Origin of the sequence: Acidovorax sp. 59, from assembly GCF_002754175.1 — a bacterium.
Taxonomy (GTDB): domain Bacteria; phylum Pseudomonadota; class Gammaproteobacteria; order Burkholderiales; family Burkholderiaceae_C; genus Acidovorax; species Acidovorax delafieldii.
In genome coordinates this window covers 1,786,410-1,807,146 of the sequence record NZ_PEET01000001.1, presented here as the reverse complement: position 1 = coordinate 1,807,146, position 20,737 = coordinate 1,786,410, and the positions used below count along the sequence as shown (strand labels likewise).

Genomic DNA, 20,737 nt, shown 5'->3' with positions numbered 1-20,737 from the left:
CGCACCTCCTCGCGTGGCGGTTGGGAGCACCTGTCAACCCACCACGTGGCATTCGCGCCGCAGCAGCGCCAGCGCATCGTGCATCTGGTAGTCGCGGTCGCTGGTCAGCGTAGCCTGCGCGTCTTGCAAAAAACCAGACCAGAGAGCCAGGTAGTCCTGCTGGAAGGCGGCAGCCGCGTGGCTGCGGATGAAGTCAGACGCCAGCTCGGGCTGCAGGCCAGACTTGCGGATCTTGCGCACCAGGCTGGCGGCGGTTTTTTCGGTGAGCAGCGTCTTCTTGGGCGCACCGGCGGCCAGGCACAGAAACAGCGTGAGCAGCGAGTGCTCATCGTCGTTGCCCCCGGTCGCCTTGGTCCATGTCTTGCTGGCAGGCTGTGGAGGCTCATCGTCGTCCTCCAGCACATCCAGGCTGCGGTGAAAGCTGTCCACTTCGGCCAGAGGGTCGTCCAGCAGGAAGTAGCTTGCCCTGAAGGCGCCCATGGGGCGCAGCAGGGTGCGCAGCGGCGCAGCGGATTGCAGCAGCTTGGGCAGGTCGGCCAGCACGGTGGCGCATTGGGCTTGCAGCACGTCACGCAGCTCTGCCGGCACGCCGGCGGGCAGGCGCAGCGCCGTCGGCAGGGGTGCCTTCTTTTTGCGCAGTGCAGTCACCAGCTTTTCAAACACCGGGGCGCTGGGCCACTCACTCGCCGCCATGGCCTTGGGGTTCAGCGCCTGCATCAGCAGCCCTGTGCGGATCACGGCCTCGGCGTCGGCCCCGGCGGTTTCCAGCTCGTCGGCGTCCAGGTCGTACTGCGCGGCCAGCCACTCGGCGGCGGCGATGGCCTGGGCGATGTGGCTGCGGCGGGCCAGCTCCGCGCGGTAGTCGGCATGGCTGCGCAGCGACCAGGCAGCCAGCAGTGGGGTTTCGGCATCCGCATAGCCGCCCATGCCGAAGTTGCTGCTCTCCGGCATGGCGATCAGGCGCTTGAGCATGTCCGAGCCGCCTTTGGAGCGCGACAAAAAGGAGTTGTCGCGCAGCGACACCGCCGCCTTGGCCAGATCACCGGCCGTGGTCTCCAGCAGGTACAGGCTGATCAGGTTGACCATGCGGTCCCGCGCCTTCTCGAGCTCCGGGCGCAGAAACTCGCTGCCAAAGTAACGCGCGATCTGCACCATGCCTTTGGGCGCGTCGGCATTGATGGCCGCCAGCCGGTCCGCGTCAATCAGGCCGTGCTGCACGCCGTAGACCAGCGCCTTTTCAAAGAAAGGGCGCGCGTCGTGCAGTTGCAGGGCATTGGCAGTAGCGACTGGTGCAGAAATTGAGGAAGGCGTGGTAGGCACGGTCATGTCTGAATCTATCGCGCTTCGCGCTGCTCATGGGCTATGAAACTGGCGCGGCCCATACCAGGACCGCCGCGCAAGGGCCGCCCCGCCGCGCTGGCGGTGTCCCCCTTCCCGAATGGCACAGCCCGATAGAAGGGGGAAGGCGCAAAGCGCCTCAGGGGGTTGTTCACTAAATTGCAGACTCTTCGTCGGAAGCACGTGCGGCAGGCGTGGCCTTGCCGCGGTCGGTTTCGCTGGTCTCGAACTTGCCATCGTCTTCTTCGGACGTCTCTTCGCCGTCTTCCAGTCCCTGGTCAAACGCGCGGGCCTTGGCACGCAGCACCAGCAGCATCTCGATGAACAGGTCTCGGCACTCATAGCGCAGCAGCCAGGCCATCTGCATCCAGTCGCGGTCGGCCACTTCATCGAGGTCGATGCGCGGCTGCACATAGCCCGAGGCCAGCAGCTCGTCGTCGCTCAGTGTGACGCCGTAGTCTTCGGTGGCGTCAAAGGTGCCGGTACGGGCAAAGGCCTCGATGCGGCCCCACTTTTCGGCAAAGTAGTTGGCCAGGGCCTCGGCACCACCCTCCAGGTCGCCAATCGCGGTGAGGAACTCCACCGGGTCGGCATCGTCACGGAACACCACCGCGTTGACCATGTTGCGCAGGTGGGTGTGGGTGAGGTCCTTGTACTGCTTTTCCAGCACCATCGCGCGCGCAAACTGCTCGGGCGTGACCAGCATGTTGACCACGGACGCCTTGGAGTCGTCGTACTCGCGCATCACGGCCAGGATGTCCTTGGGCGCCAGCTGGTCCAGCACCACCATCAGCGCGCCGTCGCCATCGCTGTCGGCCAGTTCGGCCAGCGCCGACTCGGCGCCCACGATGTCACCGGCCGCGATGAGGCTGGTGGTCTTGGTGATCAGGGCCAGGTGTTGGTTGCTGCTGCTCATGGTCGTCATTCCTTGCGCTCAAAGCCCACATCGGCCAGCCAGTTGGCGCTGGACTCTTCGCGCGTACGGCTGTTTTGCGGGTCCACCGCGTCGTCGGCACTCAGGGCGCTGTAGTCATCGTCGTGTTCGGCGGCATCTTCACCATCGTCCTCGGCATCGCTGTCGCCATGCGACGCTGCGGCCGGAGCCAGGCGCGCGTGCTGTTGCAGGTATTCCAGGCCGGCGGCTACCGTCAGAAAACGTGCGCCCTGGGGTTCGCGCAACACGGTCTGGGCCAGACTCATTGCCCAGGGCTCCAACGCTACGGCATGGGTCAGGCTGTGCCAGTCGGGCAGCTCGTTCACCGGCAAGCCCAACAGATGCTCCAGTGCAGCCGGTTTGGTAAAGCGAAAGCCCCGGTGAAAGACCACGGCCACCATTTCGGGGGCCAGTTCCATCATCTGCACCAAAAACGCCATCTCGTTGCGCTTTTCGGCCAGGCGCTTGCGCAGAACGTCGTTGCCCTCGGAGTCGGACACCAGGTCGTCCAGCTCGGCCTGGTAGGCCGAGCGCAGGTCATAAAAATAGGGAGAAAGTTTCACAGGGCGGAAGAATGAGAAAGAATGCGTGCGCTGTAGGCCTGCCAGATCTCCTGGGCGGTCTGCAGCGGGTCGTCCAGCAGGTTGCGGCGGCGGTTGTCGTCATAGGCCTGGCGGGCGTCGTCGTCAGACAGCACCTCATAGGCCTTTTGCACCTCGGCAAAGCGCTGTGCGGCGTCAGGCGCCGTGTTGCGGTCGGGGTGGTAGAACGAGGCCTTCTGGCGAAAAGCCTTCTTGATGTCCGCCAGCGACGCGTTGGCCGCCAGCCCAAGGGCTGCGTAGTGGTCAGCAGTCATGAAACAGTCAGTCCGTCCGTCAAAGCCAGGGGCGCCATCCAGGGCACCCTCTTCAGCACCTGTGTCGGCGCCTGCGCGCGCACATCAACCACCCAGGCTCACAAACACGTTTTGCACGTCGTCGTTCGAATCGATGGCCGCCAGGAAGTTCTCAACCTCCTCCAGCTGCTCAGCCGTGAGGTTGGCGGGGTTCACCGGGTTCTTGGGCTTGTACCCCAACTTGGCGGACAGCACCGTGAAGCCGTGGGCGGGCAGCGCGCGGCTGACAAGGTCAAGGTCGGTGGGGTCGGTCCAGAAGGTGGTGGTGCCCTCTTCGTCGCCCGCTTCAAAGTCCTGTGCACCGGCCTCGATGGCGGCCAGTTCGGGGTCAGCGTCGGGGGTGGCGGGCTCGGCTTCGATCATGCCGACATGGTTGAAGTCCCAGGCCACCGAGCCCGAGGTGCCCAGCTGGCCCTTGCGGAACAGCACGCGCATCTCGGGGGCCGTGCGGTTCACGTTGTCGGTCAGGCATTCAACCATCACGGCCACCTGATGGGGGGCAAAACCTTCGTAGATCACGCGTTCGTAGTTCACCGCGTCCGCGCCGGTGCCCGAGCCCTTCTTGATGGCACGCTCCAGCGTGTCCTTGGGCATGGAGGCCTTGCGAGCCTGCTCCACCACCAGGCGCAGGCGGGCATTGCTGGCCGGGTCGGCACCGCCGCGTGCAGCCACGGTGATTTCCTTGACCAGCTTGCCAAACAGCTTGCCCTTGGCGTCGGCCACCTGTGCCTTGCCTTTTGCTTTCCACTGCGCGCCCATGATGGATCTCTTTTCCTTGATGTGAATGCGGCGCGCTGGGGCGCCGTGTGTGGGAGTTGCTGCAGCCATGCAGGAGCCGCCGGGAGAAAAAACGCCTCCCGAACAGCCCCCAGAGGATGGGAGTGCAACTTCAGACCGAACCCTATAGGGTACCACTGACCACCATGGACACTTTCGTTGCCCTTCCGCCACGCTCTTTATCAGCCGCACGCAGCGGTGCAGTTAACCTCGGCGACATGCGCAAAGCTCCTTCCTTTGACCCCTGCCCGGTGCACTGATGCTCAACACCCTTTGGCTGGGCTTTTTCCTCACGGCGGCCATCGCGGCCCTGGCCCAATGGCTGGTGGGGGGCAACGCCCAGATTTTTGCGGCCATGGTCGAAGCGCTGTTTGCCATGGCCAAACTGTCGGTCGAGGTGATGGTGCTGCTGTTTGGCACCCTCACGCTGTGGCTGGGCTTTTTGCGGATTGCAGAGAGGGCGGGCCTGGTCGATGCCCTGGCCCGGTGGCTGGCCCCGCTGTTCCTGCGCCTGATGCCGGGTGTGCCCCGGGGCCACCCTGCCCTGGGCCTGATGACGCTGAACTTTGCCGCCAACGCCCTCGGGCTGGACAACGCGGCCACGCCCATGGGCCTGAAGGCCATGAAGGCCCTGCAGGAGCTGAACCCCGAGCCCGACACCGCCACCAACGCGCAGATCCTGTTCCTGGTGCTCAACGCCTCCTCGCTCACGCTGCTGCCGGTCACCATCTTCATGTACCGCATGCAGCAGGGTGCGCCCGACCCGACGCTGGTCTTCCTGCCCATCCTGCTGGCCACGTCTGCCTCCACCCTGGTGGGGCTGCTGAGCGTGGCCGTGGTGCAGCGCCTGCCGCTGTGGAGCCCCGTGGTGCTGGCCTACCTGCTGCCCGTGGCGCTGGTGCTGGGCGGGTTCATGGCGCTGCTGACCACGCTGAGTGCCGCCGCACTGGCATCCCTGTCGTCGCTGCTGGGCAACCTCACGCTGTTTGCGCTGGTCGTGCTGTTTGTGGCGCTGGGCGCGTGGCGCAAGGTGCCGGTGTACGAGGCTTTCATCGAGGGGGCGCGCGAAGGCTTTGACGTGGCCAAGGGTCTGCTGCCCTATCTGGTGGCCATGCTGTGCGCCGTGGGCGTGTTCCGGGCCTCGGGCGCGCTGGGCTATGTGCTGGATGGCATCCGCTGGTGCGTGACCACGCTGGGCGCCGACGCCCGGTTTGTGGACGCGCTGCCCACCGCCCTGGTCAAGCCGTTCTCAGGCAGCGCGGCGCGCGCCATGCTCATCGAGACCATGCAGACCCAGGGCGTAGACAGCTTCGCCGCCCTGGCCGCCGCCACCATCCAGGGCAGCACCGAAACCACGTTCTACGTGCTGGCCGTGTACTTTGGAGCCGTGGGCATTCAGCGCGCCCGGCACGCCGTGGGCTGCGCCTTGCTGGCCGAGCTGGCGGGCGTGGTGGCCGCCATTGTGGTGTGCTACCGGTTTTTTGGATAGTTTTTGCTGGTAGCGCTAGTGCAATATGCCATGGCAGCTATCAATTAAGTAGCAATCAGGGTATCAACCGCCAGCGGGCCCTGGCGCAGCCACCAGTTCCCACTCAGCCAGCTGCTCGTTGGTGGCAATCAGCCGCCCGACCAGCAGCTTGATGAAGGCCTTGTCAAAGCGCGACTGCAAATCCTCCGACGCCTCGCGCAGCGCAGGGTTGCGAACCTTGAGCACCAGCACCTCGGTCTCGGCCACGGCGGTGGCGGTGCGGATGCGGTTGTCGGGGCGCAGGTAGGCCATCTCGCCCAACGTTACGCCGGGGCCCAGGGTGCTGAGGTTCCAGCCCTGGCGACTGACGGCCACCTGGCCTTCGATGAGGATGCAGAACGAGTCGCCGGGCGTGTTCTCGCGCATCAGCACCGTGCCCTGCTCCAGCCGGCGCCAGCTGCCCAGGCGCATCAGCTCCCACAGCGCCACGTCGTGAAAGTCGGCAAAAAACGGCAGCGCACGCAGGCGTGCAAAGCGCTCGGCCTCGGTGTCTTGCGACTTCTGGCGGGGCAGGCCCCGGTGCGCGGCCAGCAGTGCTTGGGCAAAGTCGGCCCAGGTGGCAAAGCGGTCGACGGGCTGCTTGGCCAGCGCACGCAGCAACACCTCGTCCACATGCGCAGGCAACGACGCCCGCAGCAGGCTGGGCCGGGTGAGCGTCTCGTTGCTGATCTTGTAGAGCGTCGCGAAGTCGGTGTCGCCATCAAACGGGCGGCGGCCGGTGAGCAGCTCGTACACCACCACGGCCAGCGAAAACATGTCGCTGTGGTGGGTGAGGTCCTGCTCGCGCACCTGTTCGGGCGACATGTACGACGGCGACCCCACCAGGCCGGACAGCTGCGTGGCATCGCTGCGCAACGACAGGGCGGCGCCAAAGTCGGTCAGCTTCACATCGCCGCCGCGCGCCAGCATCAGGTTGGCGGGCTTGATGTCGCGGTGCACCAGGCCCTCGCGGTAGGCGTATTCGAGCGCGTTGCAGCACTTGAAGGCAATGTCCAGCACCTGGGGCACGGGCAGCAAGGTGTCGGGCGTTGCGAAGTCGGACAGCGGCTGGCCGTCCACGTATTCGAGCACCAGATAGGGCGGCAGCGCTTCTTCGTCCGCATCCAGCAGGCGCACGATGTTGGGGTGGCGCAGGCGGCCCGACAGCGCGGCCTCGTTGCGCAGCAGCTTGCGGTAGCGCTCCGCCTGCTCGGGCACCTTCAGCAGGTGCGCGTGGGTCTGCTTGATGGCCACCTTGCGGCCCCGGAAGCCATCGAGCCCCAGGTACACGATGCCACTGGCGCCCCGCCCCAGTTCACGCTCGATGCGGTACTTGCCGATGTTGGCGGGCGGTGCAGAGGTGGCAGTGGCCATGGCGGGGCTCCCGGTCAGGGTGGGCAGTTCAGGTGGGGTCAGGCTCCGGCCAGCGCCTGCTCAAAGTCGGCCAGCAGGTCTTCCGCCTCTTCCAGACCCACCGACAGGCGGATCATGCTGTCGGCAATGCCCATGGTGGCGCGCACGGCGGGGCCGGCCTCCCAGAAGATGGTGTGCGCCACCGGGATGATCAGCGTGCGCGTGTCGGCCAGCCCCGTGGCCTTGATGGGCAGCTGCAGGCGGTTGCACACGGCCAGGCACTGGTCGGGGTTGCGCAGCTCGAACGACAGCAGCCACGAGCCCGCCTTGAGGTGCTTGCGCGCAAAGGCGTGCTGCGGGTGCGAGGGCAGCATGGGGTACAGCACGCGCGAGACGGCCGGGTGCGCCTCCAGCCGCTGCGCCAGCGCCAGGGCGGTGGCACTGGTGCGGTCCATGCGCAGCGACAAAGTCTCCGCGCCCAGCGCCAGCTGGTGGGCAGCGTGGGACGACAGCGTGCCGCCCATGTCGCGCAGGCCTTTTTTGCGCAGCTGCTGCAGGCCCCAGCCCTTCGCGTCGCCCTTGCGGTAGGCCGCAAAGATGTTGGGGTAGCCCGACCAGTCGTACAGGCCCGTGTCGGTGATGGCGCCGCCCAGCGCGTCGCCCTGCCCGCCAATGCTCTTGGTGAGCGAGTTGACCACCAGCCCCGCGCCCACCGTGGCCGCGCGGAACAGGTAGGGCGATGCCACCGTGTTGTCCACCACGTAGAGCGCGCCATGCGCCTTGCACAGAGCGCCGATGCCTTCCAGGTCGGGGATCTGCGTGCCGGGGTTGGCAATGGTTTCGACAAACACCATGCGGGTGTTGGGGCGCAGCGCGGCAGCCACGTTGGCCGCGTCGGTCACGTCCACCGTGGTCACTTCAATACCCAGGTCGGCCAACGTGCCGAACACGCTGTTGGTGTTGCCAAACACGAACTGACTGGCCACCAGATGGTCGCCCGCCTTGAGCAGGGTGAGGAACACCGCGCAGATGCCCGCCATGCCGGTGGAGAACACGATGGAGCCGTGCCCGCGCTCCATCTGCGTGATCTTGGCCTCCAGCGCCGCCGTGGTGGGCGTGCCCTGACGCGCGTAGTTGAAGCCGCCCTTGGCGGTGCCCTGGAAGACGGCGATCAGGTCCTCGACCTTCTCGTAGCCGTACTGCACCGAGGTGTGGATGGGCTTGTGGATGGCCCCGTGCTCGGCGCCGCCCAGGCGATCGGCATGCACGATCTGGGTGGTGAAACTGTGGTTCTGCGGTGTCGTCATAAAAATCTGCGCTGTTTCTGCGTGGCTACTTACAAGACGGGGCGATCACTACTGGCGCGCCCTGATGCCAGTGCACCCGTGGAACTGGCTTTGCCAGGCCACCGGGTGCGTCCCCCTCCGGGGGAAGGCGCGCAGCGCCTCAGGGGGAGTCATCGCTCCGGTGCGATGTGTTCAGCGTAATCGTACAAGGCGCCCAGAATGTCCTGCGTCCGCTCGTCGTCGGCGGTCTCCGAGAGTTCGTCGATTTCGGTGAACAACTGTTCTACCGTGCGCGCCCCGCCCTGCCCGTCGAACAGGCAGGCGGCGCGGTGCGCCTCCCAGCGTTCCTGCTCCTCGGGCGACAGCGTCTGCGGAAAGTTGCGCGCCCGGTAGCGCCACAGCAGTTCGGCCAGGCGCGGGTCATCAAAGTTCGCACGCGCCTTGGCCAGTCGGTCGCCGCTCAGGGTGCGCAGGTCGTTCAACAGGCGCCGGTCGTTGTTGCCCACAAAACCGCCGTACAGGTCCTGGTCCACATCCGGTGCCGGCTCTTGCGGGCGGGCAAACACCGCCGGCCAGATGCCGCTCATGTCGGGCAGCGCGCGCGCCACCTCGGCGTGCTGTGCGGCCTGGGCCAGGTCGATGCCCCAGCGCTGCGCCAGCGCGGGCGTGAGCGTGTTCACATTACCCACCACCATGGGAGACTTGTTCAGGTGGATGGTCTTGATGGGCAGGCGCGTGACGCCCTCGGGCAGCGCGTCGGCCTTGCTGAACATGCGCAGGCGGATGTCCTCCACATTCAGCGTGGCCAGCTCGCGTGGGTCGTGGGCCAGGTCCCAGGCGATCAGCTCGTTCTTGTTGGTGGGGTGGCTGGCCAGCGGCCACATCACAGCCAGGCAGCCGCGCTCGGTGGGGAACATGCCCGAGACATGCAAAAAAGCCCGCGCCGTGGCCGTGGTGGCGGGCAGGCGCAGCTCGGCGGCCACGCGGTCCTTCTTGTGCAGGCTCAGCGCAAAGTCAAACAGCTTGGTGTTGTGCTGGCGAATCAGCCGTGCCAGTGCAATGGTGGCGCGTACGTCCGACAGCGCATCGTGCGCGGCATCGTGCTGCAGGCCGTTGGCCTTGGACAAGTGCTCCAGCTTGAAGCTGGGCGTCACGCCGTCTTCCTTCTTGGGCCAGGTGATGCCGTCGGGCCGCAGCGCATAGGTCATGCGCACCACGTCCAGCAGGTCCCAGCGGCCGCACTGGTTTTGCCACTCGCGCGCATAGGGGTCGATGAGGTTGCGCCAGAACATGAAGCGCGTGATCTCGTCGTCAAACCGGACGGTGTTGTAGCCCACGCCAATCGTGCCGGGCTGCGCAAACTCGGACTCGATGCGCGCGGCAAACTGGTGCTCGGGCACACCCTGCTCCAGGCACTGCTGGGGCGTGATGCCGGTGATGAGGCACGACACCGGGTCGGGCAGATAGTCGTTGGCGGGCTGGCAATACAGCATCAGCGGCTCGCCGATTTCATTCAGCTCGGCATCGGTGCGGATGGCCGCGAACTGCGCAGGCCGGTCGCGGCGCGTGTTGGCGCCAAAGGTTTCGTAGTCGTGCCAGAGGAAGGTGTGGGGCGCCATGGTCGGTAGGCTAACAGGGGGCTGCAGGCGGTGGCTCGCGCACGGCGGGCGGGGCGCAAGGCGATCAAGGTGCCACTGTAACCGCATTTTTCAGTGTTTTTGACCGCAAGCGCTAGTGGAACATGCGCAAGCAGCTATCAAAAACATAGTAAATATATTCACCGTACGGACTGATGCACATTCGCCCCCTGTACGCGGGCTGGCACGCGGGACAATGGCGCATGCCCAGTTTCATTGCTTCCCCTTGCTCCCTGGGGCGCGCCCCCGCCCTGCCCGTCGCCGCTTCCCACGCCCCCACAGGCGTTGCCGGAGTGGCCCTGGCAGCTGCCCTCGCCCTCGCGGGCTGCGCGTCAGCCCCCAGCCCCACACCCGCAGCAAAACCTGTGGCTGCGGCCACACCGCCCACAGCTTCACCCACCACAGCCGCCACACCGCCACAGGCCAGCCCCGATGCCGACCACACGGCCGGCTTTGCCCAATGGCTGAGCAGCTTTTCGGCCCAGGCGCTGGAGGCCGGCATTCGCCCCGCCACTGTGCGCGACGTGCTGGGCAAGGCGCAGTGGCAGCCCCGCGTGGTCGAGCTGGACCGCGCCCAGCCCGAGTTCACCCGCACCCCATGGGCGTACCTCGACAGCGCCGTCTCCCCCCAGCGCATCGCCCAGGGCCAAGCGCAATTGGCGGCGCATGGCGCCGCGCTTCAAGCGGCAGCCGCCCGCTACGGCGTGCCGGCCAGCGTCATCACCGCCATCTGGGGCATGGAGAGCAACTACGGCAGCAACTTTGGCACCTTCCGCACGGTGGATGCACTGGCCACCCTGGCGTATGAAGGCCGCCGCCGCGCCTGGGCGCAGACCGAGCTGCTGGCAGCGCTGCGCATCATCGACCAGGGCGACATCGCCGCCGACCGCATGATCGGATCGTGGGCCGGGGCCATGGGGCACACCCAGTTCCTGCCCTCGGTGTTCCTGGCCTACGCTGTGGATGCCGACGGCGACGGGCACCGCGACATCTGGGGCAGCGTGCCGGATGTGACGGCTTCCACCGCACATTTCCTTGCCCGGTCGGGTTGGAAATCTGGCGAGCCTTGGGGGGCCGAAGTGCAGTTGCCCCCCACGTTCGACCACGCCCGCGCCGACCCCGCCGTGCGCCAGACAATGGCCCAGTGGGAGTCCGAAGGGCTGCGGTCCATCGACGGGGCGCCGCTGCCCGATATGGCCGGGGCCTCCATCGTTACCCCTGCGGGTGCACGGGGCCCGGCGTTTCTGGTGGGCAACAACTTTCGCACCATCCTGCGCTACAACAACTCGGTCAACTACGCGCTGGGCGTGGCGCTGCTGGCGCGGCGGATCGACGGCGGGGGGCCGGTGGCCGCCCCATGGCCCCGCGACATCGAGCCGCTGTCGCGCGCACAACTGCAAGCCCTACAAGAAGCCCTGAACCGCAAAGGCTTTGCCGCAGGCACCCCCGACGGCGTGATGGGCCCCGCCACCCGCGCAGGCCTGCGCGGCTACCAGCGCAGCCTGGGCACAGTGGCCGACGGTTATCCGACGCTGGAACTGCTGCAAAAGCTGCAGGCGCCCTGAAGACTGGCAGACCGGAACACAGATGCGCTGCCCTGTTCACTAAGCGGGTGTGCTGATGAGGAGTCGCCCTCACCAAGGTAGCCCAGGGGTGCCATGCGCTGCAGCCACTGGGTATGGGGAAATGCTTTTCATCCGTTAGGATTTTTGTCAACGCACCATGACTGATCCCAAACTGACCTTCGCGACGCAATCGGAGTGGGATGCCTGGCTGGAGGGCCATGGCAGTACCTCGCCCGGCGTGTGGCTGCGCGTGGCCAAGAAGTCTGCCGAGCAGCCCACCGTCACCTACTCACAAGCACTGGAGAGTGCTCTTTGCCACGGTTGGATTGACGGCCAAAAGCAGTCGGAAGACCAGCACTATTGGCTTCAACGCTTTACCCCCAGAACCCCCAAGAGCATCTGGTCCAAGATCAACAGGGAAAAAGCCGAGGCGCTCATCAGTGCCCGCAAAATGCGGCCAGCTGGCCTGGCCGCCATCGAACGGGCCCAGCAGGACGGACGATGGGATGCGGCTTACGCGTCAGCGCGCACGTCTACAGTCCCCGACGACTTGCAACGGGCCCTGGATGCCAACCCCCAAGCCCAGGCGTTTTTTGCAACGCTCAATAGCAAAAACAGGTTTGCCATCTTGTTTCGCATTCAAAGCGTCAAGAAGGCCGAGACACGCGCACGAAAAATCGCTGAATTTGTTCAGATGCTGAGCAATGGCGAAAGGCTCCACCCCTAGGAGCCGTTGGCCATCTCCCAGGAATGGCAAGCAGGCGCCCGGAGAAACGGGCTGGAGCTCATCTGCACGCGCTTAATGAAAATCCCGGCTCCCCTGCAGCGCCTGCCCCATGCGGCCCAGTAGGGGCGTCAGGTCCTTGAAGCGCTGGGCCACCAGGTGGCGCACCACCGCAGTGCTGCCGGGTGGGCCGGCGCTGCATTGCCACACCCCTTCCACCGCCAGCAGCTGTGACCGCAGCAGCGCATTGCGCCACACATCGACCAGGGCGGGCCAGACGATGACGTTGACGGGGCCGGTTTCGTCTTCCAGCGTGACGAACATGGTGCCCTTGGCGGTGCCAGGGCGCTGGCGCACGGTGACGATGCCGCAGGCGCGCACCTTGCGGCCGTGGGCGGCGCTGTGCAGTTGCAGGGCGGTTTGCAGGCGCCAGCGGGCCAGGCGGGGGCGCAGCAGGGCCAGGGGGTGGCGACGTAACGTGAGGCCGGTGGCGGCGTAGTCGAACAGGATTTCTTCGCCCTCGGGCGCCTCGGGCAGTTGCAGCGGGGCCTCGTGCACGGGCACGTCGCGCCACAGGGGCGGCGCGCTGTGCTGGGCGGCGGCGTCCCACATCTGCTGGCGCCGGTGGCCCGACAGGCTGGCCAGGGCATCGGCGGCTGCCAGGGCCTGCAGGTCTTGCTGGCTCAGTTGGGCACGCAGGGCCAGGTCTTCGGTGGTGGCAAAGGCGGGGCCTGTGGCGCGGGCGTGCAGCAGGCGTTTGGCGGCGTCTGTGTGCAGGCTGCTGACCATTCGAAGGCCCAGGCGCACGGCTGGCTGGGGCAGCGGCGGTGCGCCCAGGCCGCGTGCGGGGCGCAGCGGCTCGGGGTTGCCCTCCAGCGTGCAGTCGATGTCGCTCACGGTCACGTCGATGGGCAGCACGCGCACGCCGTGGCGGCGGGCGTCCTGCACCAGTTGCGAAGCGCTGTAAAAGCCCATGGGCAACGAGTTGAGCAGCGCCGCCAAAAAGCACGCGGGCTCGTGGCACTTGAGCCAGCTGCTGGCATAGGCCAGCAGCGCAAAGCTGTGGGCGTGGCTTTCAGGAAAGCCGTATTCGCCAAAGCCCAGCATCTGCTGGAAGATGCGGTCGGCAAATTCGGCGGGGTAGTCCCTGTCTTTCATGCCTTGTTTGAGAGGCTCTTCAAAGCGATGCACGCCCCCCTTGCGCTTCCAGGCGGCCATGGAACGGCGCAGGTCGTCGGCCATGCCGGGGGTGAAGCCCGCCGCGATCATGGCGATCTGCATCACCTGCTCCTGGAAGATGGGCACGCCCAGCGTGCGCGCCAGGGCGTCCTCCAGCTCCGGCTTTTCGAGTTGCAGAGGCTCGCCCTTGCGCCGGCGCTCGCGCGCCTGCAGGTAGGGGTGCACCATGCCCCCCTGGATGGGGCCGGGGCGCACGATGGCGACCTCGACCACCAGGTCGTAGAACTCGCGCGGCTGCAGGCGGGGCAGCATGCTCATCTGCGCGCGGCTTTCGATCTGGAACACGCCCACGGTGTCGGCGGCGCAGATCATGTCGTAGGTGGCAGGGTCTTCGCGCGGGATGTCTTTGAGGCCCCAGCGCTCGCCGCGCAGGGCTGCGCGCAGGTTGAGGCAGCGGCGCAGCGCGCTGAGCATGCCCAGGGCCAGCACATCGACCTTGAGCAGGCCCATGTCATCCAGGTCGTCCTTGTCCCACTGGATGACGGAGCGGTCCTTCATGCTGGCGGGCTCCACCGGCACCAGCCGTGTGAGCTTGCCCTGGGTCAGCACAAAGCCGCCCACATGCTGGCTCAGGTGGCGCGGAAAGTCCTTCAGGTCGGCAGCCAGCTCCAGCCACAGCCGGGCGGTATGCCGGTGCAGCGACACGCCCACCGCCTGGGCCAGCTCCTGCAGGCGGTCGGTGGCAAAGGTTTCGTCAAACCAGTGGTGGTCTTTGGCAAACGCATCGACCAGGGCGGGCGCCACGCCCAGGGCCTTGCCTACGTCGCGCAGGGCGCTGCGCGTGCGGTAGCAGGTGACCACGGCGGCGATGGCGGCGCGGTCGCGGCCGTATTTGTCGTAGATGTACTGGATGACCTCTTCGCGCCGGTCGTGTTCGAAGTCCACGTCGATGTCGGGCGGCTCGCTGCGCTCCTTGCTGATGAAGCGCTCGAACAGCAGGTGGGACTGCTCGGGGGCCACGGCCGTGATGCCCAGCACGTAGCAGACCACCGAGTTCGCCGCCGAGCCCCGGCCCTGGCACAGGATGCCCACGCTGCGCGCAAACCGCACGATGTCATGCACGGTCAGGAAATACATCTCATACCCGCAGTGCGCGATCAGATCGAGCTCTTTGCGGATCTGCGCCTGCACGCCCTCGGGCGCGCCCAGCGGGTAATGGCTTCGCACCCCCAGCTCTACCAGCCAGGCCAGTGCCTGGGCAGGTGTCATGCCCTCGGGCACGGTCTCCAGCGGGTAGCGGTACTGGATCTCACTCAGGCTGAAAGTGCAGCGCCCGGCCACGGTGAGCGTGGCCGCCAGCAACTCGGGCGGATAGATGCCCGCCAGCCGCACGCGCTGGCGCAGGTGGCGCTCGGCGTTGGGCTGCAGCGCAAAGCCGCACTCGGCCACGGTGCAGCCGCGCTTCACGGCGGTGATCACATCCTGCAGCGGCTTGCGCGAGCGGGCGTGCATGTGCACGTCGCCCGCCGCCACCAGCGGCAGCTGCAGTGCAGCGCCCAGGCGCTGCAGCGTGGCCAGCCACAGGCTGTCGTCGGCGGCCTGGTGCAATTCGACCGCCAGCCACACCTGCGGAGCCTTTTGAGAGCCAAATTGGCTGGTAGCGCTAGTGATACATGCGCTGATTGCTACAAAATCAGAAGCATCAAAGCGCTGACGGCATGGTGCCAGCAGCAGCTCGCACCCCTGCAGCAAGTGCCAGGGGCTGTCCGCACCCACGCGATATTGCCCCTTGGGCGCAGCAGCTCGGGCGGCGGTGATGAACTCGCACAGGTTGCCCCAGCCCTCGGCATCGCGTGCCAGTGCCACCAGCCGCAGGTCACCCCACAAAAACTCGCTGCCCACGATGAGGTGCAGGCCACATTCCTTGGCCGCTCCCCAGGCACGCACCACGCCGGCCACGGAGCATTCGTCCGTCAGCGCCAGCGCCTGGTAGCCGAGTTGGGCAGCGCGCGTGACCAGCTCTTGCGGGTGCGATGCCCCCCGCTGAAAGCTGAAGTTGGACAGGCAATGCAGCTCGGCATAGCCCGGCAGCTCGCCCGCGCCCGCTGCGGGGCCTGGCACCGCAGTGGCCTGTAGAGGATGTCGGTGCGTCAAACCCATGGACAACCACCCTGCCCGCTCACCCAAAGATTCCGTGCAAGAACCAGCGGTGTGGGCGAGCCACCGTTGGCGTGCCGTCCAGCGCAGGCGCCAGGCGCTCGCGAAACACCCACACCAGTCCCGCCACATCGTTGTGGGCCACAAAGTAGTCGCGCAAGGCCAGGTCTGCGCAGGGGCGTGCTGGGTCCACCGCATCGTCGGTGGCAGACCACCAGCCCGCCTCCAACCGGTGGGGCCCGGCCAGCAAGCGCAACAGGCCGTGGTGGCAGGGGCGGTTGCCCTGCACGGCCAGCTGCCGGGGCGGGTTCAGCAGCCAGGTGGGCAGCAAGGGGGCATCTGGGCCGATGCCCGGCGAAGCACCGTCCGCACGCGCGGACACAGGACCGGTGGGTGTCCGCGTGGCTGCATTGCGCGTCGCAGCCGAGGGCATGCCCAGCACTTCAGCAGCCGGTCGCCATTGCTGCATGCGTTCGGGCCGATGGTCGGCCAGCAGCACCGGGGCCACCACGTGGTCGGCCCCCAGGCGGGCCGACAGGCGCTCCAGCAGTTGGTGCAGGGCCTCGCCGGGGGTACCGGCCGGGTCGGTGCTGCCATGGCTTGTGGGGTCACGCCCGCCCACCTCCCCCGGGGGCAGCAGGCTGGCACTGCGGTGCGGCAACGGTGCCGATTCGAGCAGCCGCAGCGTGATCTGGTTGACCGGCGCGGCCAGCGTGGTGCGCGCCAGGTTTTCGGCCAGCAGGCGCCGCAGGTGCACCAGGTCGTGGGTGGTCTGGGCGGTGCGCACCTGCAGCGCCTGGGTGGGGGGCAGCGCCACGCCATCCAGGCGCCGCAGGTCGTGGCGCCAGGCCAGCTCCAGCGCCAGCACGCCCTGCTGGCGCGCCTGCAGCCAGGCCTGCAGGGCCGTCAGGCTGCGGCTGGCGCTCCACAACAGTGCGTCGGCCGACGCGGCCAAGGCGGGCAGCTCGGTGGTCAACACAAACTGCTCGGGCAGTTGCAGCCAGGCATGGGCCTCGGGGGCATCACCCAGGGCCTGGTCCAGCACTTGCAGCACGCCCGCCCCCAGACGCCGCGCCACGCCCGCACGCGGCAAGGCCCGCAGCGCCCCCCAGGTGCGGCACCCCATGCGCTCCAGGCTGGCCACATGGGGGCGCAGTGCTGTCAGCGTGTGCAAAGGCAGGTTCTCTGCACTGCCCTGCGGCGGGCAGATGCGCCCTGCCAATGCCATGCGCAGTCTGGCCTGAGCGACCAGGGCGGTGGGGCCTGTGCCCCACACAGTCGGTGCATGGGGCACCGGGGCTGTGGTCGATCCAAAGGAATGGGCAGGCTCTTCAGCGCTGCGGACGGGTGGAAGGGCAACGCACTCCCCTTCGCATCGGGCCGACGCATCAGCCCAGGCTTGCAGCACCAGTGCCTGCAGCGCATCGCGCCCGCCCCACAGGCGTTCGGTGGTGGACACCTCCAGCAACACCGCCTCGCCATCGGCCAGCGCCACACGCGGCGTGAAGCGCAAGGCCCACCAGCCGGCGGCGGCGCTCAGCACTCCGGTATTTCTATCCGTGCCTGTACCCGCCAAGGCGGCGACCTCATCGCACCAGGGCAATGGCAGGGCGATCCAGTGCATGCCTGCTCCCTTCTGGCCGGCCTCCGGGTCGGCCTCCTGGCTCGCATACGGGCTGGACTGGGGGCTGGACTGGGGACACATGGCGCGCCAGCGAACCCGCCAAGACCCCGGCCACACGGGCGGCCGCGGCCTGGCGCCCCGCCACCTGGGCAATGGCAGCCTCTTGCGCAGCGCGGCGCCGCTCGGCCTGTACCACCAGCACCTGCGCCAGTTGAGGGTGGCAGCCCGGCAGTTGGAGCGCCTGCGCCAGCGGAGGCCCTCGGCGCTTGAGGATCCGCACCTGCATGCCGGGGGCTGCTGCGGCATCCCCTGGCAAAGCCAGCCCCTGCACCTGCAGCCGCAATTGGGCCGGCGACGCCTGAGACACCTGTGATGCGGGCCCTGGGGCGTCGACCGGACGAAACACCCACAACAATTGTTGCTGCTGGGCCGCCGCCAATTGCAACCGCCGCAAGGCGGCAGGCTGCGCCTGGGGCAGCCAGGCCATGACGGCCACCACGCCCTGGCAGCGCAGCGCCTGCTCGGCCGCCCACAAGGCGACCATGGGGGAGTCGGCATGCACCACACACACCCGCTCTGCCCGCAACCCCTGCGACTGCAGGGCCGGGCCAAAAGGCTCGAACGGCGGCGCCACCAGCACCACGGCCCCGCTCTGCCGGGCCGTGGCCTGCACCAGTGCGGGCAGCACCAGTTGCCATTCGTGCAAGCCCGCCAGGGGCTGCAGCACTTCGCTCAGGGCCCCCACTGGCCAGCCGCCACCCGGCAGCTGGGCATCCAGCGCGGCATGGCCCGAAGGCAATACGCGCTGCGCGCTGGCCCCCAGCGCGTCGGCATGCCACACCCCAGGCACGGGGATGGGCAAATCGGACGCAACCCGCAAAGAGGGGCGTGGCGCAGGCATGGTGGTGGGAGAAGTTGAGGCAACACGAATACTGTAAATATAACCAGTATTTTGCCGAATGGGTGAACCTGGAAGCGAAGACCCACCAAGGACATCGGTATGAGGAGGCCGACGCAGGCCAGGGCTTGTTCACACTATTTTTGCCAATGCGAAGGCCTCCCCCGCCACGCCAATCCAGGCGCGCGACGACGCCAAGGCCGGGGCCTTGGCGGGGTCAATCCGAAAATCTGCTTACAGCGTCCGCATCGCCCAGTCGCACCAGTCCGCCACCGCCGCATCGGCGGGCGTGGCACGGTCCGAGAGCTGGGGCCAGCGGCGGTGACTGGCGTTCAGGATGCTTTGCAGTTGCCACAGGGCCTCGCGCCCCACCAGGGCGACCTCGGCCATGCCAATGGCGTCGCCTTGCAATTGCGCCAGCAGCTCGCCCTGATGCTGGGGGTGCGAGCCCGCTTCGATCAGGGCTTTTTGCAACGCCATGAGGCGGGAATCGGTAAACGCAAAGGCAGTGCCCGCAGGAGACTTGGCCGCCGTGTCTGGAGGCAAGGCCGCCTTGAGTTGGTCCCAATAGGCAAAGGCTTCGGCCAGCAATTCGATCTGACGGGGCGCATCGTTACCCAGGGGCATCAAGGCCGATTCACGGGCCACTTCCTCCTGCAGCAGCGGCAGGATGAACGCCACCAGTGCCGAAGGAAACTTGCGGTGATTGAGCCGCAGCACCAGCGACAGCCGCTGCGCGGGCATGTCGTCGTATTTCTCGTAGAAGGCGGCCACCACTTCGGCCAGTAGCAGGATGCGGCCCATGGGTGTGATGTCCGCCCCCAGCAAGGCGCGCGGATAGCCGCTGCCGTCCATGCGCTCATGGTGCTCCAGCACGGCCACTTCGGCAGCACGTGGATAGGCCTGCGTGTCGCGGATCATGAGCATGGCCGAGATGGGATGGGCCACCAGATGCTTGCGCCCTACCCCCACCACCTTGTGGTCCGGGTCGTCCCAGGCCGGGTCCATGTGCAGCACCCCCAGGTCATGCAGCAGCGCAGCTGCCGCCACCGTGCTGCAATCGCGTTCGCTCAGCCCGCTTTTGAGCGCCAGAAATACCGCCACGGTGGTCATCACCAGACTGTGCTGGAACAGCGTGGGCCGCTGGTCACGCATCACGGTGAGCTTGCAGGCCATGGCAGAAGGCAACGGCAGGGACCGCAGGGGCGCCAGCAACCGGGCACCTGAGCCCAGGGCCTCGGCCAGCATGGCGGGCAGGGTTTCCTGCTCGATCAGCGTCTGGCCCAGGGCCAGCAGTGATGGCACGTCCACCGGGTTTTCGATGGACAGATGGCGGTCAATGGGTTCGCGCAGCTTGTGCTGCACCAGGCGGTCGTACAGGCGGCTGTCGATGCGCGCGCCCTTCTCCACCAGCTTGATGCCGTTGTCGGTGTAGATAGCAGCATCTGTGACCACCGTACGCCGGTCGGCCATGTCGGTCAGCGCACGCAAGTAATGGGGACTGTCAGCGTCCTCGGCATCCGCTGAAAGAAGAATATCGGTCATGCAAGCAACACAAATCGTTACTTCGCACTATAGGGGGTTCTCTTGCGGGGCACTGACTCGCGTGACGCGATACAGACATGCAATCTTGATGCACATCAAGCAGCAGGCGATGCTACCCGTGCTCGTTTTTTGCCGCATGGCAGAGATCACACGTCCGGATTCCCATGACCAAGACCTGGACCCGCCCGGGCTCGCCGGGGTGACAAAGCCCCTGTCACCCCAATGTCATTGTCCCAAATAGGCGTCAGGGTTTTCATTCAACAATGTCGCCGATAGCCTGCTTTTTGGTGATCCCGGACAGTCAGGCTTGGGTAAACCCTGAAAAGTTCCGCGTTGATTGTTCACAATACTGGAACAGTTAGTTCGCGACCCGGTGGTTTTTCTCTGCACCCCACCGGCGTACAGTTCATCCCATCGATGAGCCGAACCCGCAAGGCGACTCACCGAACCCGGTCCCAGGCAGCTTTCTTTGTTTTTGGCGCTTTGTCCCGGTTTTTTGAGCCGCTTCTTTAACTTCAAGGATTTCCATCATGAACAACACCGCACGTTTCCTGTCTATCGCCGCTGTCGCCGCTTTCGCTTCTTTTGGTGCCCAGGCTGACGAAGCCGATGCTTCGCAGTTCGCCACCAAGTTTGAAACCAACCGCACCCGTGCTGAAGTGGCTGCCGAAGCTGCTACCGTGGCCCAGACCCGCTCGATCGAGCCCGCTGGTTCGCGTGTGGTGACCTACAAGTCCACGGCCGACCGCGCTGCCGTGCGTGCCCAGGCTGCTGAAGCAGTGCGTACCGGCCAGATTTCTTCGGGTGAGCGCGGCTGATTCACCAGGGGCGGCTGAATCTGCCGCCCTGGTTGCGCCGTATCTCTCAGTACCCAAGTCCTCTTTTTAGAATTTTCCGGAGTTTCACCATGAACAAGTCTGTCCGTTTCCTGTCCGTTGCTGCTGTCGCCGCTTTTGCCGCTTTTGGTGCCCACGCTGATGAGGCAGATGCTTCGCAGTTCGCCACCAAGTTCGAAACCAACCGCACCCGCGCTGAAGTGGCTGCCGAAGCTGCTACCGTGGCCCAGACCCGCTCCATCGAACCCGCTGGTTCGCGTGTGGTGACCTACAAGTCCACGGCTGACCGTGCTGCTGTGCGTGCCCAGGCTGCTGAAGCCCTGCGCACGGGCCAGATCTCTTCTGGCGAAATCGGCAACGCGATGTAATTGCCAAAGGCCCCATGCGGACCGCATGAGGGCTTTGTGAAAAGTGCCAATGCAAAAGGCCGGGACCCTGTGAGGGGCCCCGGCCTTTTTTGTGATGCCACTCCACTGCAGGGG

At 66.6% G+C, this 20,737-nt stretch carries 17 protein-coding genes; 5 read left to right on the top strand and 12 right to left on the bottom strand.

Translation table 11 applies throughout. The features are described 5' to 3' along the window. Positions 1 to 33: 33 nt before the first annotated feature. From CLU87_RS08115 to CLU87_RS08095, 5 genes are all read right to left on the bottom strand, one after another. Positions 34 to 1,326 carry a hypothetical protein gene (locus CLU87_RS08115; RefSeq protein WP_099730107.1) on the bottom strand — a complete coding sequence of 431 codons (1,293 nt, stop codon included), beginning with the start codon at positions 1,324 to 1,326 and terminating at the stop codon, positions 34 to 36. 166 nt (positions 1,327 to 1,492) lie between these two features. Next, positions 1,493 to 2,254: a hypothetical protein gene (locus CLU87_RS08110; RefSeq protein WP_099732098.1), complete on the bottom strand. Its 762-nt coding sequence runs from the start codon at positions 2,252 to 2,254 to the stop codon at positions 1,493 to 1,495. 5 nt (positions 2,255 to 2,259) lie between these two features. Further along, a complete protein-coding gene (locus tag CLU87_RS08105; RefSeq protein ID WP_056746082.1) occupies positions 2,260 to 2,835 on the bottom strand; it encodes a hypothetical protein in 576 nt (191 codons plus the stop codon). Continuing rightward, positions 2,832 to 3,128 carry a DnaJ domain-containing protein gene (locus tag CLU87_RS08100; protein WP_099730106.1) on the bottom strand — a complete coding sequence of 99 codons (297 nt, stop codon included), beginning with the start codon at positions 3,126 to 3,128 and terminating at the stop codon, positions 2,832 to 2,834. The genes CLU87_RS08105 and CLU87_RS08100 overlap by 4 nt, the downstream gene beginning before the upstream one ends. An 84-nt stretch (positions 3,129 to 3,212) precedes the next feature. Then, on the bottom strand, positions 3,213 to 3,926 hold the full coding sequence (locus CLU87_RS08095) for a YebC/PmpR family DNA-binding transcriptional regulator (protein ID WP_056062254.1): 714 nt from the start codon (positions 3,924 to 3,926) through the stop codon (positions 3,213 to 3,215). Positions 3,927 to 4,203: 277 nt separating this feature from the next. Here CLU87_RS08095 and CLU87_RS08090 point away from each other — a divergent pair, with 277 nt between their 5' ends. Beyond that, entirely contained in the window at positions 4,204 to 5,433 is a 1,230-nt protein-coding gene (locus tag CLU87_RS08090; RefSeq protein WP_099730105.1) for a nucleoside recognition domain-containing protein, read from the top strand. Positions 5,434 to 5,496: 63 nt separating this feature from the next. On the opposite strand, the gene CLU87_RS08085 is transcribed toward CLU87_RS08090, so the two are convergent. The 3 genes from CLU87_RS08085 to sbcB all read right to left on the bottom strand — a co-directional run bounded on the left by CLU87_RS08085 (position 5,497) and on the right by sbcB (position 9,709). After that, positions 5,497 to 6,825, bottom strand: coding sequence for a protein kinase (locus CLU87_RS08085; RefSeq protein WP_099730104.1), 1,329 nt, complete (start codon positions 6,823 to 6,825; stop codon positions 5,497 to 5,499). Positions 6,826 to 6,863: 38 nt separating this feature from the next. Then, positions 6,864 to 8,111 carry a cystathionine gamma-synthase family protein gene (locus CLU87_RS08080; RefSeq protein ID WP_056746087.1) on the bottom strand — a complete coding sequence of 416 codons (1,248 nt, stop codon included), beginning with the start codon at positions 8,109 to 8,111 and terminating at the stop codon, positions 6,864 to 6,866. A gap of 149 nt (positions 8,112 to 8,260) precedes the next feature. Next, a complete protein-coding gene (gene sbcB, locus CLU87_RS08075) occupies positions 8,261 to 9,709 on the bottom strand; it encodes an exodeoxyribonuclease I (protein ID WP_099730103.1) in 1,449 nt (482 codons plus the stop codon). Between the two features lie 173 nt (positions 9,710 to 9,882). Between sbcB and CLU87_RS08070 the strand changes: the two genes are divergently transcribed. Together CLU87_RS08070 and CLU87_RS08065 are read left to right on the top strand one after the other, a co-directional pair. Continuing rightward, positions 9,883 to 11,292, top strand: coding sequence for a lytic murein transglycosylase (locus CLU87_RS08070; protein WP_233193736.1), 1,410 nt, complete (start codon positions 9,883 to 9,885; stop codon positions 11,290 to 11,292). A gap of 157 nt (positions 11,293 to 11,449) precedes the next feature. Continuing rightward, on the top strand, positions 11,450 to 12,019 hold the full coding sequence (locus CLU87_RS08065) for a YdeI family protein (RefSeq protein WP_099730101.1): 570 nt from the start codon (positions 11,450 to 11,452) through the stop codon (positions 12,017 to 12,019). Between the two features lie 72 nt (positions 12,020 to 12,091). Here CLU87_RS08065 and CLU87_RS08060 read toward each other — a convergent pair whose 3' ends face one another. The 4 genes from CLU87_RS08060 to CLU87_RS08045 form a co-directional block, all read right to left on the bottom strand. Next, on the bottom strand, positions 12,092 to 15,355 hold the full coding sequence (locus CLU87_RS08060) for an error-prone DNA polymerase (protein WP_099730100.1): 3,264 nt from the start codon (positions 15,353 to 15,355) through the stop codon (positions 12,092 to 12,094). A 19-nt stretch (positions 15,356 to 15,374) separates the two neighbouring features. After that, positions 15,375 to 16,976: a hypothetical protein gene (locus CLU87_RS08055; RefSeq protein WP_099730099.1), complete on the bottom strand. Its 1,602-nt coding sequence runs from the start codon at positions 16,974 to 16,976 to the stop codon at positions 15,375 to 15,377. After that, the gene (gene imuA, locus CLU87_RS08050; protein WP_099730098.1) at positions 16,939 to 17,877 is read right to left on the bottom strand and encodes a translesion DNA synthesis-associated protein ImuA; all 939 of its coding nucleotides are present in this window, start codon (positions 17,875 to 17,877) and stop codon (positions 16,939 to 16,941) included. The genes CLU87_RS08055 and imuA overlap by 38 nt, the downstream gene beginning before the upstream one ends. A gap of 231 nt (positions 17,878 to 18,108) precedes the next feature. Then, positions 18,109 to 19,419: an HD-GYP domain-containing protein gene (locus CLU87_RS08045; RefSeq protein WP_099730097.1), complete on the bottom strand. Its 1,311-nt coding sequence runs from the start codon at positions 19,417 to 19,419 to the stop codon at positions 18,109 to 18,111. 530 nt (positions 19,420 to 19,949) lie between these two features. Here CLU87_RS08045 and CLU87_RS08040 point away from each other — a divergent pair. Both CLU87_RS08040 and CLU87_RS08035 read left to right on the top strand, forming a co-directional pair. After that, positions 19,950 to 20,237 (top strand): hypothetical protein, encoded by a 288-nt coding sequence (locus tag CLU87_RS08040; RefSeq protein ID WP_056746105.1) that lies wholly within the window; start codon positions 19,950 to 19,952, stop codon positions 20,235 to 20,237. Between the two features lie 89 nt (positions 20,238 to 20,326). Then, complete coding sequence (locus tag CLU87_RS08035) at positions 20,327 to 20,623, top strand: hypothetical protein (protein ID WP_056062211.1); 297 nt, start codon at positions 20,327 to 20,329, stop codon at positions 20,621 to 20,623. The last annotated feature ends 114 nt before the right edge of the window (positions 20,624 to 20,737 follow it).

Bases quoted from the DNA above. Each gene is read 5' to 3' on its own strand.
- CLU87_RS08090 (WP_099730105.1), top strand. From the start codon at position 4,204: ATGCTCAACACCCTTTGGCTGGGCTTTTTCCTCACGGCGGCCATCGCG.
- CLU87_RS08095 (WP_056062254.1), bottom strand. From the start codon at position 3,926: ATGGGCGCGCAGTGGAAAGCAAAAGGCAAGGCACAGGTGGCCGACGCC.
- imuA (WP_099730098.1), bottom strand. From the start codon at position 17,877: ATGCCTGCGCCACGCCCCTCTTTGCGGGTTGCGTCCGATTTGCCCATC.
- CLU87_RS08070 (WP_233193736.1), top strand. From the start codon at position 9,883: ATGCACATTCGCCCCCTGTACGCGGGCTGGCACGCGGGACAATGGCGC.
- CLU87_RS08060 (WP_099730100.1), bottom strand. From the start codon at position 15,355: ATGGGTTTGACGCACCGACATCCTCTACAGGCCACTGCGGTGCCAGGC.
- CLU87_RS08085 (WP_099730104.1), bottom strand. From the start codon at position 6,825: ATGGCCACTGCCACCTCTGCACCGCCCGCCAACATCGGCAAGTACCGC.
- CLU87_RS08080 (WP_056746087.1), bottom strand. From the start codon at position 8,111: ATGACGACACCGCAGAACCACAGTTTCACCACCCAGATCGTGCATGCC.
- CLU87_RS08065 (WP_099730101.1), top strand. From the start codon at position 11,450: ATGACTGATCCCAAACTGACCTTCGCGACGCAATCGGAGTGGGATGCC.
- CLU87_RS08055 (WP_099730099.1), bottom strand. From the start codon at position 16,976: ATGCACTGGATCGCCCTGCCATTGCCCTGGTGCGATGAGGTCGCCGCC.
- CLU87_RS08115 (WP_099730107.1), bottom strand. From the start codon at position 1,326: ATGACCGTGCCTACCACGCCTTCCTCAATTTCTGCACCAGTCGCTACT.
- CLU87_RS08110 (WP_099732098.1), bottom strand. From the start codon at position 2,254: ATGAGCAGCAGCAACCAACACCTGGCCCTGATCACCAAGACCACCAGC.
- CLU87_RS08045 (WP_099730097.1), bottom strand. From the start codon at position 19,419: ATGACCGATATTCTTCTTTCAGCGGATGCCGAGGACGCTGACAGTCCC.
- CLU87_RS08100 (WP_099730106.1), bottom strand. From the start codon at position 3,128: ATGACTGCTGACCACTACGCAGCCCTTGGGCTGGCGGCCAACGCGTCG.
- sbcB (WP_099730103.1), bottom strand. From the start codon at position 9,709: ATGGCGCCCCACACCTTCCTCTGGCACGACTACGAAACCTTTGGCGCC.
- CLU87_RS08040 (WP_056746105.1), top strand. From the start codon at position 19,950: ATGAACAACACCGCACGTTTCCTGTCTATCGCCGCTGTCGCCGCTTTC.
- CLU87_RS08035 (WP_056062211.1), top strand. From the start codon at position 20,327: ATGAACAAGTCTGTCCGTTTCCTGTCCGTTGCTGCTGTCGCCGCTTTT.